We start from the raw sequence: 16,838 nt of genomic DNA, 5'->3' as shown, positions 1-16,838 counted from the left end.
TCTTGACGAAACCCCGACTTTTGCCGGGTTATATTGCTGTATTCAGCCGTTTTCTCCTATAATATAAGTACCGGGAGGTGAGCCGATACGGCATGGACGATTTTGCAAAGCAATTACAGGAACAGGAAAAAGCACTGGAGAAGATCCGCAACAAGCTGGCTTTGCTGCCCGATCTGCCCGGTTGTTATTTAATGAAGAATGCCGATGGCAAGATTATTTATGTAGGTAAAGCCAAGGTGCTGAAGAACCGGGTCCGCTCCTATTTTACCGGCAGCCATGACGGCAAGACGCAGCGCCTGGTGGCGGATATCCGGGATTTTGAATATATCGTGACCGGAAGCAACATTGAAGCACTCATTCTTGAATGTAATCTGATCAAAACGCATCAGCCGCGATATAACGTCCTGCTGAAGGACGATAAGACGTTTCCTTATATTAAAATTACCAACGAGCCGCATCCCCGCCTTGAGGTGACCCGCCGCGTGCTCAAGGACAAAGCCAAGTATTTCGGCCCTTATCCGAATGCTTACGCCGCGCAGCAGACGAAAAAGCTGCTGGACCGGATGTACCCGCTGCGCAAATGCGGGGTCATGCCGAAGGAGGTATGCCTGTACTACCATATGGGCCAATGCCTGGCACCGTGCGAGAAGGAAGTTCCTCAGGAGGAATATGATCGTATTACCCAGGAAATTACTTCATTTCTGAGCGGTGGGCACGAGGAGATTAAGAAGGAGCTCCAGCGCAAGATGCAGGAGGCGGCGGAGGAGCTGTATTTTGAACGTGCGAAGGAACTGCGCGACCAGATTCTGAACATTGAAGCGATCATGGAGAAGCAGAAAATTACGACGACGGACACGAAAGACCGCGACGTATTGGGCTTTGCCGTGGATAAAGGCTGGATGTGCGTGCAGATTCTGTATATGCGCCAAGGGAAAATGATCCAGCGTCACGCGTCTGTTTTTCCATTTTATGGCGAGGCGTACAGCGATTTTATGTCCTTCGTGACGCAGTATTACAGCGACAATCCGGCGCTGCCAAAGGAAATTTTGCTGCCTGACATGCCAAAAGGGGAAGAGGCGGAAGACAGCAGCCGGCCAGAGGATGCCGGGGAATCGATCGATGCTGGAGGCGGTGCTGCATCCCTGCAGGAATGGCTCGGCATCAAGGTGCTGGTGCCCCAGCGGGGAACGAAGCGCCAGCTTGTGGCCATGGCGGAAGAGAATGCCAAGGTCTCACTGGACGAGAAGTTCCGCCTGATCGAACGGGATGAGGAGCGGACGTCCAAGGCTGCCGCGAACCTCGGCCAGTATATCGGCATTGAGTCGCTGCACCGGATCGAGGCGTTCGACAACTCCAACATCCAGGGAACGAATCCGGTATCGGCGATGGTCGTGTTTATCGACGGCAAGCCCGACAAAAAGGAATACCGGAAGTACAAAATCCGTTCGGTTCAGGGACCGGACGATTACGATACGATGCGGGAGGTCGTCCGCAGACGCTACGAGCGCGTGCTCAAGGAAAATTTGGAGCTGCCCGACCTGATTGTCGTGGACGGCGGCAAAGGCCAAATTTCCGCCGCGATCGACGTGCTGCAGAACGAGCTGGGCTTGTTCATCCCGGTGTGCGGTCTGGTCAAGGACGTCAAGCACCGGACCGCGCAGCTGATGGTGGGCGATCCGCCCGAGCCGATTTCGCTGCCGCGCGACAGCCAGGAGTTCTACCTGCTTCAGCGCATCCAGGATGAGGTGCACCGGTTCGCCATCACCTTCCACCGCGAGCAGCGCGGCAAGTCGATGGTGGCATCCAAGCTCGACGCCATCCCGGGCATCGGCGAGAAGCGGCGCAAGCTGCTGCTGAAGCATTTTGGCTCGCTCAAAAAAATAAAAGAGGCCCGGATTGAAGACTTCCGGCCTCTCTCGATCGGCGACAAGCTCGCCGGACAAATTATAGCAGCCCTTCAGGAGGAGGAGTCGTAACATACGGCTTCTCCTTCTTTTTGCCGTAAAACAGGTAAATGACCCAGGCGACGATAAACGGTATGACGCAGGTGACCACGCCCGCCAAAATGTTCGTCAGATCCCCCATGCTGAACAAGCTGAAGCTCATCAGGATGCTGTCGAACACGACGTGGGCGAACATGACCGCGATGTAGCCGTGACGCAGGAAGATCAAGCTGAACAGGAGACCGATGAACAGGAGCTCAATCGGCCGGGTGTATATCGGGTAGATCGGGTACAGCGTATGGCCGAAGGCCCAAATCAGCGTCGGAATGACGCAGGCGACAAATGTGTTCCTTACGATTTTCTTCAGCATCGGTATGCCGAACAGGCGGTACACGGCTTCCTCGGAGATGCCGGCCATCCAGGCCATGATCGGCAGCATCCACGGATACAGCATGTTATACGGGGACTGCGAGGCGTCCGTCGTGGACCAGCTGTGGATCGTCCGGTCCAGGACGAGATAGATCACCGACTGCGCCCCCATCAGGATAAACGCCCACAAATACCCGGTGAACATGCTGTGGAGCACGTAACGCCCGTATCCTGGCTCTTTGGCGCGGGCCCAGGCGTTGTAACCGGCTTTGCGCCACAGTCCGTCCCCGCCGACCAGGGAGAAATACAGGAGCACCGTCATCGCAATGCTCAGGATCACCTGAACGACCATGGCCGCGATGATCCCGAACTGGGAGAAGCCTTCTGCTTCCAGCACCGGCAGCATGTTATACGTCGTCAGCAATGAGACAACAAAATAAAACAAGGACAAAAACAGCCCGCGTGCAAAGGAGGTGTACCGCCGCGTCAGTGCACTGTAAATGATGGCGAGAATGCCGAGCACGATCGTAAACAGTCCGTATCCCAGCATGGTCAGCATCGTGGCGCTTTTGGTCTGCTTCTCTACATAAGCCGTATGAGCGGATGGGACCGAAAATCCAGGGAGGAAGGAGTGAAGCTCCCCATCCTCAAAGGCAAACTTGAATTCCAGCTGCGATTCCCCGATGTGCGAGGAGGAGTCGGTATAGATCAATCCGGGCTCATCCTTGCCGCTCGATACTTTCAGGGAGCCGGTGTTATAGCCCAGCTTCTGCAGCCAGGACGAGGCGATTTCCTCTTTATCCTCCAGCGTCATGTTGCCTTCCACAATTCTCAGTTTCTGCTTGCGCATGGTTTCGTTCGATTCAGCCATCGCGGCAGCATACTTGGAGTACGGAGGCGTGATGGAGAACCCGACCACCTTGCCCGTGTTCATATGTACGTCTACATTGACATATCCCTGATCGCTCGACTCGGGCAGCCGGACCCGGAACACGTCATAAGGATACTTCGGTTCGTATTTCTTGTTATATTCGTTAAGAAGCTTCTCTCTGGATAAATAACCGTAAAGGTCCGATTCCGACTGGTACGTGACGAGCGGTTCGGCGGCAATGCCTGTTTGAATATTCAACCGGTCCGAGGCAAACGCTTTGGCGGCTGCTTCCGCCTCCGATTTGCTGATGACCTTGGTCGTTTGCCCCTCTAGCGTCTCCGAGCTCGTCTGCGGAAACACTTGTACAAAAAAGAATAAAATAAGGCCGATGACCCCCAAAATGCCCAGCCATTTATAATTGGCCCTGATTTCCAGCGGCTGGTTTAACCGGTCCATGAAATCCCCCCTTGAATGTGATAAAGATACCATTCCCCCCAATACAGTACGGTAAACATAACATAGAAGATTCGCCCAAAACCAGTATACCCTGAAAATAGTGGTGAAAAAACGATGAAAATCAAGGAAAGCCATCGAAAAGAGAAGATAACCGCAGGCCGTGTCCACCTGCATTGCGAATCAGGCTGTTTTCCATCCAATTCATCAGAAAAAGGCCTTTGTGAAGTCCTACAATAAAGATTATAATTTTGATGCAAATGAATAAGAACGCCGAATTTCAAGTGAAAACGGGGGAACCAATTTTTTGGGGTGAATTTCGTTGGGACGGTTTAGTCCGCGAATAGGGCAACCTGTGCATGCCCGAATCCGTCAGCTAACCTCGTAGGCGTCGTGCATGCAGGAGCCAAACCGAAAGGCATTGGATTTCCGATGCTTTTTTTCTTTTGACTTTTTTAAAGAGGTGAATGTATTGATTGGGAAATGGAAGTGGTTCCGGCTGGCCCCTCCGCAAGTATTAACGCTAGGTTTTGCGGCCATTATTTTGATCGGAGCCATACTGCTCACCTTGCCGATTTCGAACACGACGGGTAAGCCGCTGAATTTTATGGATGCCTTGTTTACGGCAACCTCGGCGACCTGCGTGACCGGTTTGGTTGTCAAAGATACGGGGCTGTATTTCAGCACGTTCGGTCAAGTCGTCATCATGCTGCTGATCCAGATCGGCGGGCTCGGTTTTATGACGATGGCCACGCTGATCGCTCTGGTGTTCAAGCGCCGGATTTCGCTCCGGGACCGGCTCCTGCTGCAGGAAGCGATGAATCAGAATACGATGGAAGGCATCGTCCGTCTGATCCGGAAAGTCATATTTTTTTCGTTGACGATCGAAGGCTGCGGAGCACTGCTGCTTGCCATCCGGTGGTCGTTCGATATGCCTCTTGGAAAAGCGATCTATTTTGGAATATTTCATGGCGTGTCCATGTTCAATAATGCGGGATTTGACCTGTTCGGCCATTTTAACAGCCTGACGGGATTTGTATACGATCCGCTCGTCAATTTTGTCGTGATGTTTCTGATCGTATCCGGCGGCATCGGCTTTATCGTCATGTCCGATCTGGTGGATTACCAGGTACACCGGAAACTGTCGCTCCACAGCAAAGTGGTGCTGTCCATGACCGGTGCCCTGATTGTGGTCGGAGCAGTCGTCATCTTTATCTTTGAATTCACGAATCCCAAGACGCTCGGTTCGCTGAATTGGGGTGGCAAAATTCTCGCCTCGCTGTTCCAGTCGGTCACGCCGCGGACGGCAGGGGCGAATACGCTGAACTTGGCAGATATGCGCCAGGCATCGCAATTTTTCACGATCATTCTGATGTTTATCGGCGCGTCGCCGGGCTCTACCGGGGGCGGGATCAAGACCACGACGTTCACCATCCTCGTCGGTGCGGTGATCGCGATGATCCGCGGCCGCGACGATATCGTCCTGTACCGGTACCGTTTGGCGCAGGAGCGGATTTTCAAAGCGTTGACCATTACCTTTCTGGCCTTGTTTCTGGTCGTCGGCGTATCGATGATTCTGTCCACGACAGAAGACAGCAGCTTTTTGATGATCCTGTACGAGACGACTTCGGCTTTCGGCACCGTAGGATTATCGCTCGGGCTGACGCCGCATTTGTCCTTGATCGGGAAAATCCTGATCTGCCTGACGATGTTTGCCGGCCGTCTTGGGCCGCTGACCTTCGCCTACGCGCTTGGTCCGAAGAAGGGCAAGGAGCTGTACCGCCATCCCGAAGGTAAGATCATTATCGGGTAAGGAATTTGGGTGATTCAAAGTTTCAATATTGTTATAAGAACCATATATAGAACCAACATTAAAGGATAAGGAGCATCTGGAAAGAAATGAAAACACAGCAGTTTGTCGTGATCGGTTTAGGGAGGTTCGGCTCAAGCTTGGCCATGGAGCTTATGGATCTGGGTTATGAGGTGCTTGGGGTAGACATCAATGAAGAAGTGGTCAATGATATGAGCGAGCATCTGACCCACGCCGTGGTGGCGGATGCAACCGATGAGGAGGTTCTCAAATCGCTGGGAATCCGCAATTTTGACTGCGGAATCGTGGCGATCGGGGACGATATCCAGATGAGCATCCTGGCCGCAATCCTGCTGAAGGAACTCGGCGTTCAGACCGTAGTGGCGAAGGCCATCTCCATGCTGCACGGCAAAGCCTTGTCCAAGCTGGGCGTGGACCGGGTCATCTTTCCGGAGCGGGACATGGGCATCCGGGTGGCGCACCAGCTCGTGACGCCGAATTTGCTGGATTACATTGAGCTGTCCAAAGATTACAGCATCGTGGAGATGACCGTACCGCAATGCCTGAACGGGAAGACGCTGAGCGAAGTCAATACGAGAGCCCGGTACGGATGCAGCATTGTTGCGCTCCATCGTACCGAGGGAGTCATCGTCGCGCCGACGGCGATGGACCAGCTGCATGCGGGCGACATCATGGTCATCATTGGCTCCAACAGCAATATCGACCGCTTCGAGAGCGAAGCGGTGAACGTCAAGTCATAAATCCGGAAGTGAGACAGACATGGAATCCCCGACGACCGAAATTATTCATCACATTTTAATACTGCTGCTGTTTATCATTGCCGTCGGCATGCTGTCCGGAAGACTGGCCTCCTGGCTCAGGCTTCCGGACGTTGCTGTGTTTATCGTGGCAGGCATGCTGCTTGGGCAGGGGCTGCATCTGATCAACGAAACAAGCAGCTCCCTCATCAACCAGCTGATCCTCACCGTTGGGTCGGCGCTTATTCTGTTTGACGGCGGCCGTAACCTGAAGCTGAGCGGGCTGCGGAAGGTATGGATCACACTTTCTATGCTGAGCGTTCCCGGCGTTATCGTCACGACCTTGATCGTCGGAGCTGCCGTGCATTACCTGTTCGGGCTGGACTGGCTCGTAGCCTTCCTGGCCGCCGCCGTCATTGCCTCGACTGACCCCGCTTCGATCATTCCTGTGTTCAAGCAGGTAAAGATCAAGGAAAGAGTCCGGGAGACGGTGGAGAGCGAGTCTGCCTTCAACGATGCGACCGGCTCGATTCTGACCTTTGCGCTGCTGGCCGCGGTGACGGGCAGCGGTTCCTTACATATCGGGACGATGGCCTGGGATTTCGTAAAAACCGCCGTTGGCGGCATTCTCGTCGGCGCCGTCGTATCTATGATTCTTACGTATCTCGTTGCCCATTTCCGGCTTGGCGTCCTGAAGGATTACACGACGATCACGATGATCGTCGTCGCACTTTCTTCTTATTTAATAGGGGACCTGATTCATGTCAGCGGATTTATGGCGACCTTCGTGGCCGGGCTGATCTGGGGGAACGCGGATACGTTCGGGCTGTCAATGGACGATAAGCTGGAGGAGACCGCATCGTTTGCGGACAATACGAGCGTCATGATGCGGATGCTGATTTTCATCCTGCTCGGCAGCCAGGTCAACTTCCGGGTGCTTGGCGATTACTTCTGGCCAAGCCTGGCGGCGGTCCTGGTGCTGATGGTCATCGCCCGGCCCATCACGATTCTGCTCTGCGCCCTGCCCGACCGCAAGGTCAAATGGTCCTGGCGCGAGCTGCTGTTCATGATGTGGGTCCGGGAGACCGGGGTCATTCCCGCCGCCCTTTCGGGCATGATCGCCGGCATGGGTGTAGCCCACGCTGATGTTATCTCGGCCGTGACGTTCATGGCGATCATGCTGACGATTCTGCTGCAGGCCAGCACCACGGGACTTGTCGCCCGCAAGCTGGGCCTTGAGGTCAAGGCGGAGCCGGCGGCTTCCAAGCCCGTGGGGCAGAAATAGCCTGTAACATGATACGAGCCGTCAGGAGCGGGGGATCCCGTCTTGACGGCTCGTCATTTGCCGGCACCGCGTCATTCATCCCGGGTGCGGCCGAAAATCTTTTTCGTTTCTTCGATCCAGCGGCGTGCCCCGGCGCTCAGTCCCCCGTTTTCGGAGTAGACAAGCGAGGTGGTGCGCCGCGTTTCCTGCAGATCGGGAATATGAAGAATCGCCAGATCGTTGTCGTCCAGCAGCTGACTGCGCAAATACGACTTGGGCAGCAGTGCCGCCGCCCTGCAGGCGGGCAGAAGCCGGACGATCGCTTCAAATGAATCCATTTCCATCCGGATGTCCGGCACGACGCCGGCCCGGTGGAACAATTCGTCGGTCAATTTCCGGTACCACGTTCCGGTTGAGAAAATAATCATCGGCAGGCCGTGAAGCATGTCCATGCTCACGTTATCCTGGCCGCACAGCCTGTGATTGCGGGGAAGCACCAGCTCCAGGTGGTCGTCGAACAGCGGCGTGCAGCGCAGGCCGGGCTCTTCGATTGAAGAGGCGGCGATGCCTGCGTCCAGCTTCTTGTCGCGGACGGCCGACACGATTTCATGCGTTTTCCCGGTGACCAGCTTCAGCTCAGCAGAAGGGTGCTTCTCCATAAACGCGTTCACCAAAGGCGGCAGCGTCGTCTGAAGCGTGGTCAGACTGGCTCCGAGCGTCACCGAAATTTGATCGTCCCCTTTGTACTTGGCGATCATCTGCATGAACTTCTGCTGCTGCTGCCGCTGCTCCAGGGCAAAGGTATAGGCCGACTGGCCGAAGGCCGTCAGCTCAAGGCGCTTGCCGCGGCGGTTGAACAGCTGCACGCCGAGCTCGTCCTCCAGCTTGGTTATTTTACGCGAGAGGGCGGGCTGGGACAAATTCAGCAGCTTCGAGGCCTTGTTCAGGCTCGACTGCTCCACCACCGTGGCGAATACATCCAGATCTTCAAACATGTCATTCATCTCCATGAAACTTTTGGACTGCGGCTGCTTGGGGTAAGATGGTTATAGGTGCGGTCTGTTCTTCTGTGAAGTTACATCGACAATTGATTTTGTTTAGATATAAGAACGAATATGCTTCAGAGAATGAGCTTCCTTATATCGCAAGAAAAACTACAAGCTAAACGTAGGTCTTATGCATTTACATTATAACGTTTAATAATTATATTGCAATTCCATTATAAGAAAAAAAAGAGTAACATGAAAAGTGCCACAAGTTGTTCACAGGTTAGAAAAAGGGTGGCAGAATGTTGTCGAATAATGAATTATGAAAACGTTGTACTATGAAGAAAGGGGCACGTCAATTTATGAAAGGTTACTATGCCAGAAAGCTTCATTCGCTTCTTGGGGTCATTCCGCTCGCCTTGTTTTTCATCGAGCATGCCCTGACGAATTTTGGCGCATTTGAGGGAGGGCCTGAGCGATTCAACGCCGGCGTTAAATTGCTGAATGACCTTCCGCTTATTTTCGTCCTGGAGTGGGTGCTGATTTATCTTCCGCTGATCTATCACGGCGTATACGGGCTGTATATCGCGTATCAGGCGAAACCGAACACCGGACGCTTCAATTATGAGCGCAACTGGCGCTATCTATTGCAGCGGATTACCGGCGTCATTACGTTCGTATACATCATCTGGCACGTATTCGAAACCCGGTTCCAGATCACTCTCGGCAACGTGACTCACGAAGGGCTAGGTTCCCTAATGCATGATATCGTGACACAGCCGGTATTCTTCGTCCTCTATCTGATCGGCGTCGTATCCGCGTCCTTCCACTTTGCGAACGGACTCTGGTCGTTCCTGGTCGCATGGGGAATCACGGTCGGGCCGCGCGCACAGCGGGTATCCTCGTATGTGTGCATGACGCTGTTCGTCTTGGTAGCATTGATGTTTATTTTGTCCCTGGTCGCCTTCCGCAGAGCGGAATTCCAGGAAGCTTCGGTATGGATTGATACCGTGAAGTCAGTTTTAAGTTAAGGAGAGTGAGCAGGCATGGCAACATCTAATATTATTATCGTGGGCGGCGGTCTGGCAGGTCTGATGGCCACCATCAAGGCAGCGGAAGCAGGCGTCCATGTTCACTTGTTTTCTTTGGTTCCGGTCAAAAGATCGCACTCCGTGTGCGCGCAGGGCGGCATCAACGGTGCCGTCAATACGAAGGGCGAGGGCGACTCGCCATGGGTTCACTTCGACGATACCGTATATGGCGGGGACTTCCTGGCCAACCAGCCGCCAGTCAAAGCGATGTGCGAGGCGGCGCCTGGCATCATCCACTTGATGGACCGGATGGGCGTTATGTTCAACCGTACGCCGGAAGGACTGCTCGATTTCCGCCGTTTCGGGGGAACGAAGCATCACCGTACGGCGTTTGCCGGCGCAACGACCGGACAGCAGCTGCTGTACGCGCTCGACGAGCAGGTGCGCCGCCACGAAACGGAAGGCCTCGTCACGAAGCATGAGCACTGGGAATTCCTGCAGGCGGTCATCGACGACGAAGGCATCTGCCGCGGCATCTGCGCGCAGGATTTGCGCACGATGGAGATTCATACATTCCAGGCTGACGCGGTTATTCTCGCCAGCGGCGGACCGGGAATCATTTTCGGTAAAACGACCAACTCGGTCATCAATACCGGCACCGCGGCCAGCGCCGTGTACCAGCAGGGCGTTCATTACGCCAACGGTGAATTCATCCAGATTCACCCGACAGCGATTCCGGGCGACGACAAGCTGCGCCTGATGTCCGAATCGGCCCGCGGTGAAGGCGGACGGATCTGGACATACAAAGACGGCAAGCCTTGGTACTTCCTTGAAGAGAAGTATCCGGCATACGGCAACCTGGTGCCGCGTGACATCGCGACCCGAGAAATTTTCGACGTGTGCGTCAATCAAGGGCTTGGCGTCAACGGGGAGAACATGGTGTACCTCGACCTTTCCCATAAAGATCCGAAAGAGCTGGACGTCAAGCTTGGCGGCATTATCGAAATCTATGAAAAATTCGTCGGCGACGATCCGCGCAAGCTTCCGATGAAGATTTTCCCAGCGGTTCACTATTCCATGGGCGGCATGTGGGTCGATTACAACCAAATGACGAACATTCCAGGCCTGTTCGCAGCCGGCGAATGCGATTACCAATACCATGGGGCCAACCGTCTTGGAGCCAACTCACTCGTATCAGCGATCTTCGGCGGCATGGTGGCCGGACCGAAAGCCGTGGAATACATTAAGGGAATGAAAAAATCCTCAGCTGATGTACCTTCAAGTGTATACGAACGCTACAAGAAGCAGCAGACGGACAAATACGAAGGCATCCTGAAAATGAACGGCACGGAAAATGCGTACGGGCTGCATAAGGAGCTCGGCGATATCATGACCGCCAATATGACCGTGGTCCGTTACAATAAAAAGCTGGAAGAAACGATCGCCAAAATCAAGGAACTGAAGCAGCGCTACAAAAACATCAACGTCAACGACACGTCGCGCTGGAACAATCCGGGCGCTTCGTTTACCCGCCAGCTGTGGAACATGCTGGAGCTGGCCGAAGCGATGACGCTGGGAGCACTGCTCCGCAACGAGAGCCGCGGGGCTCACTACAAGCCGGAATTCCCGGACCGCAACGACGAGGAGTTCCTCAAGACGACCAAAGCGGCGTGGACACCGGATGGCCCGCAAATTTCTTATGAAGCAGTGGATGTATCGCTGATCCCTCCACGGATCCGCGACTACTCCAAAGACAAGTAAAGAAGGGGGATTTGACATGGCGGAAGCAACTGCATCTTCCAAAAAAGTGAAGTTTATCATAACCCGTCAGGACGGCCCGGACGCTGCTGCCTATACCGAGGAGTTCGAGCTTCCGTACCGCCCGGGAATGAACGTGATCAGCGCGCTGATGGAAATTCAGCGCAACCCGGTCAACGCCAAAGGCGAAAAGATCGCCCCGGTATGTTGGGAATCCAACTGTCTGGAAGAGGTGTGCGGCGCGTGCTCGATGGTGATCAACGGCAAGCCGCGCCAAGCGTGTGCGGCGCTGATCGATAAGCTGGAACAGCCGATCCGGATTCAACCGATGAAGACGTTCCCGGTCGTGCGCGACCTTGTCATCGACCGCAGCCGGATGTTCACCGCGCTCAAGCGGGTGAAAGCCTGGATTCCGATCGACGGCACGTACGATCTTGGCCCTGGACCACGGATGCCGGAGAAGAAGCGTCAGTGGGCTTATGAGCTGTCCAAGTGCATGACCTGCGGCGTCTGCCTGGAGTCCTGCCCGAACGTAAACGACAAGACCGACTTTATCGGTCCGGCGGCGATCTCCCAGGTTCGCCTGTTCAACTCCCATCCAACGGGTGAATTGAACAAGGAAGAACGCCTGGAAGCGCTGATGCAGGACGGCGGCATCGAAGGCTGCGGCAACTCGCAGAACTGCGTGCGCTCCTGTCCGAAAGGCATTCCGTTGACCACGTCGATCGCGGAAATGAACAAGCAAACCACCAAACACATGTTCAAGCAGTGGCTGGGTGTATAAATCAATGTTAACCATCATCCCCTTGTCAGCGGAGAGCTTTTCGCCGGCGAGGGGATTTTTGGTATATGTCAGGATGCGTCCAACCCTTGTGGCGGGGGTAATCTAACGATAAAGACTTCTAAAACTTTACAGGCAGAAGATGTGCAGAGAGAATGGAGGAGGATGGCTCATGTCTTGGTGGATGTGGGTGCTCAATATTACCGGTTTGATTGTCCTGATTGCGGTGTTTTACGGGTTGGAGAAAAAATGGACGAGTAAGGCGATCCTGCTTGGGCCAATTCTCATTTATGTTCTGGTCTCCCTGGAAGACCTGATCGGCTGGATCGACCTTTCCAGGGTCGTACCGGGAACAGGCGGGATGCGGGCCTTGATTCTGATCTTCTGCCTGAGCTCGGTCATCTTCTACGTGCTGTATATTTTCAACCGGATTGCCGAGTCGGCCCTGAAAAAAGAAGTGCAGCTCAAAACCGTCATTACGCGCATCAGCATGGCCACGTTAACGTGCATCCTCTTTTTTACCGTTATCTACACGTCGATTTACAAGCTCTTCGGCCATAACAGCTTCGACGGCAAAAATATCGGCAACGATTTGCTGAGCCAGGTGATTTCCTTCTTGTATTTTAGCGTTGCAACCTTTGCTACCGTCGGCTACGGGGATATCACTCCTGTCGATAACACCTCCAGAGGAGTCGTCGTGATGGAGATCGCCTTCAGTTTTATTACGGTTGCTTATGCGCTGTCGCTGCTGAGCGTGTTCCGTAAAATTTTTAAAGAGGGCCCGGAGGGCGCAGGTCAGGAGGAGGTGTAAACTTTCCGGCACCATGCCCGGACTTTGCGCAATAACCGTTGAGCATATCCTAGGAATGGTGCGTTATCCCGGACCTGCGTATCGCCTCCGGCTTAATGATCCGCACTGCTGGAAGAGCGGCGGCCTGAAGGATATAATAGGGGAAAGTCCTATTCTATTCCAATACAGGAGGCCGCCTGCATGAAAAATACGCCGCATCCGGGAACGGGAAGTCGGCAGGATGCAGCCCAGCCGGAGCTGCCCGGCAGCCGGCTCACCCGCAGGCAATTTTTGAAGCGCGGCGTCGCCCTAGCGGCCGGAGCGGGATTGCTGACAGGCGCTTACGCCTGGTTATGGGAGCCGCAGCAGCTGGATACCGTGTACCGGACCCTGGTATGTCCGCGGCTGCCGACGGCTTTTCACAACTTGAAAGTCGTCCATTTCAGCGATGCCCACCTCGGGTTTCACACCCGAAAGAAGCACATCGAGCATCTGATTGCGGCCATTCGCAGGGAAGCTCCCGAGCTGATCTGCTTTACCGGCGATATCATTGATTCGAGTGCGGAGGCGATGAACGAGTATATTCCGCTGCTCGCTTCGATCGAAGCCCCTCTTGGTAAATTTGCGGTGCTTGGCAATCACGATTTTTGGGGAGGGAGCGGCAAGGATGTGAGCCACAAGCTGCAGGTGGCCGGCTTTCGGGTCCTGCAGAACAGCAGCCAGCTCCTGAACCGCGGTGGACAGTCCATCGCGGTGGTCGGCTTGGATGACTGGCTGCATGGATTTCCCGATCCGCAGAAGGCAAGAGCCGGCATTCCGGACGACATGTTCAGCTTGCTCTTGATGCATGAGCCGGATTACGCCGGTAACGCGGCCCTGTTTCCTTTCGATCTGCAGCTGTCCGGACACAGCCATGGCGGACAGGTGCGTCTGCCCCTGCTCGGTGCGCTGATGACGCCTCCGGGATCCAAACGGTACGTCATGGGGATGTACGAAGTAGGAGAACGCCGAATGCCGCTGTATGTCAACCGGGGGATCGGGGAGACCCACCTTCCCGTCCGCTTGTTATGCAAGCCTGAGCTTACCGTCTTCACCCTGCAGTCTGACGCTCGTTAGACAAGCTGGTAACGATTCGAATCAATTTAAGGGAATCAAGCGAAGGAAGGGGAGAAGAGCGTGCTGAATGAGGACACACGAACGCCGATGCCCCTGCTTACGGGCAGCCGTCTGATGATGAAACCGATCGAACCGCAGGACGCGCCGAGGCTGCTGGATATCCTGGCAGACCCCCAGGTGATCAAATACGTGACCCAGAGCTCCTTCTTCAGCTTTGCCCGCTCGCGGCGCATCGCCTCGGAGCTGCTGAGCACCGGCCGCAGGGACTCGCTGCACATGGGCATTTGGCTTCATGGCGAGCGCGAGCTGGCCGGCGTGGTGTCGATGCAGCATTGGCGTGAGGAGAAGCGCGATGCCATGATCGGCTATATGCTCGCCAAAGCGTACTGGGGCAGGGGAATCGCCACCGAAGCGCTCGGCTTGATGCTGCACTATGCCTTCACCGAGCTGAAACTGCTGCACATCGAAGGCAGATGCCATGCGGTCAACACGGCGTCGGCCAGGGTCATGCAAAAAAACGGGATGCAGCTCAGCCGTACCTTTCAGCATAGACGCATGTTTTTCGCCGCGCCGGTCGAGATGATGGTGTACGCTCATACCGACCGTACCTATGATGAATACCGGAAGGGGCTGCAGCTTCAGGCAAACCAGGAGAATGCGCCAAATCTGCAATCATACGAAATCAGGTAAGATTTGTAACATAAATGAAATATTGCTGTTATGGGACTCTAACAGAGACCGGGTAAACTTATTCACATGACCCCCTTTTTGAAAATATAAATGATGTTCTGGGACCCGGATCGTGCGGGTTCATTTTTTTTTGCCCAAAAAAAGAGGCTCCCTCAGAGGGGAACCGCCTTTTTGTCTTTGCCCTTGAAATACACCCATTCCCGGAATCCGATGTCCTTCAGGCGCCGGGCTACTTCGTCCCGCTCGTCTCCAACCCTTCCAGGAACATGAGCGTCCGAGCCGAAAGTGACGTTCACGCCGAAGTGGAGCGCCCGCTCAAGGATGGCGTCCGCCGGGTACCAGCCGCCACTGAGCTTCGTTTTGCCCGATGTATTGATTTCGATCGCGATTCCGCACTCGGCAATGGTCTGCAGCGTTTCGTCAATGATCTCATCGGCGGGAATGTCGGAGAAGGCCGGGAAGTTGCCTTTCATCGCGTCAATATGCCCAAGGATTTGGAACATGCCGCTTCGGGCGGAGTCCTGGATCAGCCGGTAATACTCCTCCTTGACGCGGATGCGCTCCTGTTCGGACAGCCCCTTCCAGCGGTTTTTGTTAAAGATGCTGACGCCGCCCACGCTATGTACCGAGCCGATGATGTAGTCAAACGGAACATCGGCAAGAAACTTCCTGTATGTTTCGGCATGCTCCGGAAAAAAGTCGGATTCGATGCCGAGCAGCACGTCGATGCGCCCCTCGTATTCCTTTTTCAAATCAAGCACTTCCCGCACATAATGCTGAAGCTCCGATTTGCCCATGGCGATGCGCGGAAACGCCCGGTCCTCTTTCTCGCCAAAATAGGGGGTGTGGTCCGAAATGCCGATGACTTGAAGTCCGGCCTCCAGCGCCGCTTCCACGTAATCCCGGATATTGCCGTCGGCGTGCCCGCAGCGGAAGTGATGGGTATGCAGATCGAATTTCATATCGTACTCCTCCTTGTCAATAATCGTTGGAATCAAAGGTCTGCGGCGGGGTTACTCCGAGCTGATGAAGTTCGTTTCCGGCATGCCTTTCAGGTCGCTCAGAAACTGCTGCATGGCCGAGTTCAGGTATTTGCCGGACTTGTAAATGACGCCGACGGGATGGCTCACTTCCAGTTCGGTCAGCGGTATGATCTTCAGTGTGCCGAGGCGGAGCTCGCTCGCGACCGACTGTTTGGACATAATCGCCGCGCCGAGGTCGATTTCGACCATCCGCTTGATTTCTTCACTGCTGGACAATTCCATGACGACATTGGGCTCGATTCCGTGCTTTTTTAAAATATCATCGGCAAACCGTCTGCCCACCGTATCGGGTGACAGCAGGATGAGGGGCGTTTCGCGGAGGACATCGATCGTGACGGCCGTCTTCCGGGCAAGCGGATGGCGCGGGGAGACGATCAGCTCGAACGTGTCATAGTACAGAACCGACGTCATCAAATTGGGGTTGCGCTCGATCAGATAGCCCAGGCCCACATCGATCTGTCCGTTCTCCACGCTGGTGTAAATCTGGGATGAAGCCATGGACATGATGGAGGTTTTGATGAGTGGAAACTGGTTCTGGAAGTAAGAAAGGACTCTGGGTAAAATTTGTATGGCTATCGAAGTGGTGGTTCCGAGCACGATGTGTCCCTGCGGTGTTTGATCCAGGTCGTACAGGCGCTCCTTCAGCTCTTCCACAATCGCTAGAATCCGTTCGGCATGGCTGAGAAACACTTCTCCGCGGTCGGTCAGCGTGACGGGCTGATTCCGGTCCACGAGCACCGTCTTGAACTCGTCCTCCAGACTTTTGATCTGGGCAGACACAGCCGGCTGGGTTAAGTTGAGCAGCTCTCCGGCTTTGCGGAAGCTCATGGTTTTCGAGATGGTAATCAGGGTCTCCAATTGGCTAATGTTCATGCATTTCCTCCTTCGGCGTTGATGCCTGCCGTCAAGCAGATCAGTTCGAACAAGTGTATCCTTTCATTATATGGGATTCCGGAAGTCAGGGCAACGCGGGCGGGGCAGCCGGTGATTCGTTTTATTTTTGGAAAAAGCAATCTACAAAATTCGCCACGGTCTTCAAAATTGCTCCGGAAGTACCGATATAGATAAAGGGAATCATCCCGGTTTTCTTTCTTAAATAGGAAAGCCGGTGGATATATAAGGGTATTTATACCCTGGATTGAAGACGTTTCATGAATTTTTCGTGATTTATTCCA

General features: G+C 54.4%; 14 protein-coding genes and 1 riboswitch. Of the genes, 10 read left to right on the top strand and 4 right to left on the bottom strand.

Annotated elements, in window-relative coordinates; translation table 11 throughout:
• The first annotated feature begins 92 nt into the window (after nucleotides 1-92).
• Nucleotides 93-1,976 carry an excinuclease ABC subunit UvrC gene (gene uvrC / locus MKY74_RS29710; protein ID WP_076174053.1) on the top strand — a complete coding sequence of 628 codons (1,884 nt, stop codon included), beginning with the start codon at nucleotides 93-95 and terminating at the stop codon, nucleotides 1,974-1,976.
• Here the strand turns inward: uvrC and MKY74_RS29705 are convergent.
• A complete protein-coding gene (locus MKY74_RS29705) occupies nucleotides 1,945-3,639 on the bottom strand; it encodes a CPBP family intramembrane glutamic endopeptidase (RefSeq protein ID WP_076174055.1) in 1,695 nt (564 codons plus the stop codon). The genes uvrC and MKY74_RS29705 overlap by 32 nt on opposite strands.
• Nucleotides 3,640-3,897: 258 nt before the next feature.
• A riboswitch (cyclic di-AMP (ydaO/yuaA leader) is annotated at nucleotides 3,898-4,041 on the top strand.
• Nucleotides 4,042-4,108: 67 nt separating this feature from the next.
• Between MKY74_RS29705 and MKY74_RS29700 the strand changes: the two genes are divergently transcribed.
• From MKY74_RS29700 to MKY74_RS29690, 3 genes are all read left to right on the top strand, one after another.
• Nucleotides 4,109-5,449, top strand: a complete 1,341-nt coding sequence (locus MKY74_RS29700) for a TrkH family potassium uptake protein (RefSeq protein ID WP_076174443.1) — start codon at nucleotides 4,109-4,111, stop codon at nucleotides 5,447-5,449.
• 86 nt (nucleotides 5,450-5,535) lie between these two features.
• Nucleotides 5,536-6,207 carry a potassium channel family protein gene (locus MKY74_RS29695; protein WP_076174058.1) on the top strand — a complete coding sequence of 224 codons (672 nt, stop codon included), beginning with the start codon at nucleotides 5,536-5,538 and terminating at the stop codon, nucleotides 6,205-6,207.
• A 19-nt stretch (nucleotides 6,208-6,226) separates the two neighbouring features.
• The gene (locus MKY74_RS29690) at nucleotides 6,227-7,489 is read left to right on the top strand and encodes a cation:proton antiporter (RefSeq protein WP_076174060.1); all 1,263 of its coding nucleotides are present in this window, start codon (nucleotides 6,227-6,229) and stop codon (nucleotides 7,487-7,489) included.
• Nucleotides 7,490-7,560: 71 nt separating this feature from the next.
• Here MKY74_RS29690 and MKY74_RS29685 read toward each other — a convergent pair whose 3' ends face one another.
• Nucleotides 7,561-8,463, bottom strand: coding sequence for a LysR family transcriptional regulator (locus tag MKY74_RS29685; protein WP_076174063.1), 903 nt, complete (start codon nucleotides 8,461-8,463; stop codon nucleotides 7,561-7,563).
• 353 nt (nucleotides 8,464-8,816) lie between these two features.
• Between MKY74_RS29685 and MKY74_RS29680 the strand changes: the two genes are divergently transcribed.
• The 6 genes from MKY74_RS29680 (at nucleotide 8,817) to MKY74_RS29655 (ending at nucleotide 14,620) form a co-directional block, all read left to right on the top strand.
• Nucleotides 8,817-9,485 (top strand): succinate dehydrogenase cytochrome b558 subunit, encoded by a 669-nt coding sequence (locus MKY74_RS29680; RefSeq protein WP_076174065.1) that lies wholly within the window; start codon nucleotides 8,817-8,819, stop codon nucleotides 9,483-9,485.
• A gap of 15 nt (nucleotides 9,486-9,500) precedes the next feature.
• Complete coding sequence (gene sdhA, locus MKY74_RS29675) at nucleotides 9,501-11,246, top strand: succinate dehydrogenase flavoprotein subunit (RefSeq protein WP_076174068.1); 1,746 nt, start codon at nucleotides 9,501-9,503, stop codon at nucleotides 11,244-11,246.
• A 16-nt stretch (nucleotides 11,247-11,262) separates the two neighbouring features.
• The gene (sdhB, locus tag MKY74_RS29670) at nucleotides 11,263-12,027 is read left to right on the top strand and encodes a succinate dehydrogenase iron-sulfur subunit (RefSeq protein WP_076174070.1); all 765 of its coding nucleotides are present in this window, start codon (nucleotides 11,263-11,265) and stop codon (nucleotides 12,025-12,027) included.
• A gap of 169 nt (nucleotides 12,028-12,196) precedes the next feature.
• A complete protein-coding gene (locus MKY74_RS29665) occupies nucleotides 12,197-12,835 on the top strand; it encodes an ion channel (protein ID WP_076174073.1) in 639 nt (212 codons plus the stop codon).
• Between the two features lie 180 nt (nucleotides 12,836-13,015).
• Nucleotides 13,016-13,930, top strand: coding sequence for a metallophosphoesterase (locus MKY74_RS29660; protein ID WP_076174076.1), 915 nt, complete (start codon nucleotides 13,016-13,018; stop codon nucleotides 13,928-13,930).
• A gap of 60 nt (nucleotides 13,931-13,990) precedes the next feature.
• Nucleotides 13,991-14,620: a GNAT family N-acetyltransferase gene (locus tag MKY74_RS29655; RefSeq protein ID WP_076174078.1), complete on the top strand. Its 630-nt coding sequence runs from the start codon at nucleotides 13,991-13,993 to the stop codon at nucleotides 14,618-14,620.
• A 152-nt stretch (nucleotides 14,621-14,772) separates the two neighbouring features.
• Here MKY74_RS29655 and MKY74_RS29650 read toward each other — a convergent pair whose 3' ends face one another.
• Nucleotides 14,773-15,582: a histidinol-phosphatase gene (locus tag MKY74_RS29650; protein WP_076174081.1), complete on the bottom strand. Its 810-nt coding sequence runs from the start codon at nucleotides 15,580-15,582 to the stop codon at nucleotides 14,773-14,775.
• A gap of 51 nt (nucleotides 15,583-15,633) precedes the next feature.
• Nucleotides 15,634-16,536, bottom strand: coding sequence for a LysR family transcriptional regulator (locus tag MKY74_RS29645; RefSeq protein WP_076174084.1), 903 nt, complete (start codon nucleotides 16,534-16,536; stop codon nucleotides 15,634-15,636).
• Nucleotides 16,537-16,838 lie beyond the last annotated feature (302 nt).

The sequence above is a fragment of the Paenibacillus sp. FSL R5-0378 genome (genome assembly GCF_038009285.1).
In the GTDB taxonomy this organism is placed as follows: Bacteria; Bacillota; Bacilli; order Paenibacillales; family Paenibacillaceae; genus Paenibacillus_AQ; species Paenibacillus_AQ favisporus.
Note: the sequence above shows the minus strand (reverse complement) of the source record. Positions and strands in the feature narration are given on the sequence as shown.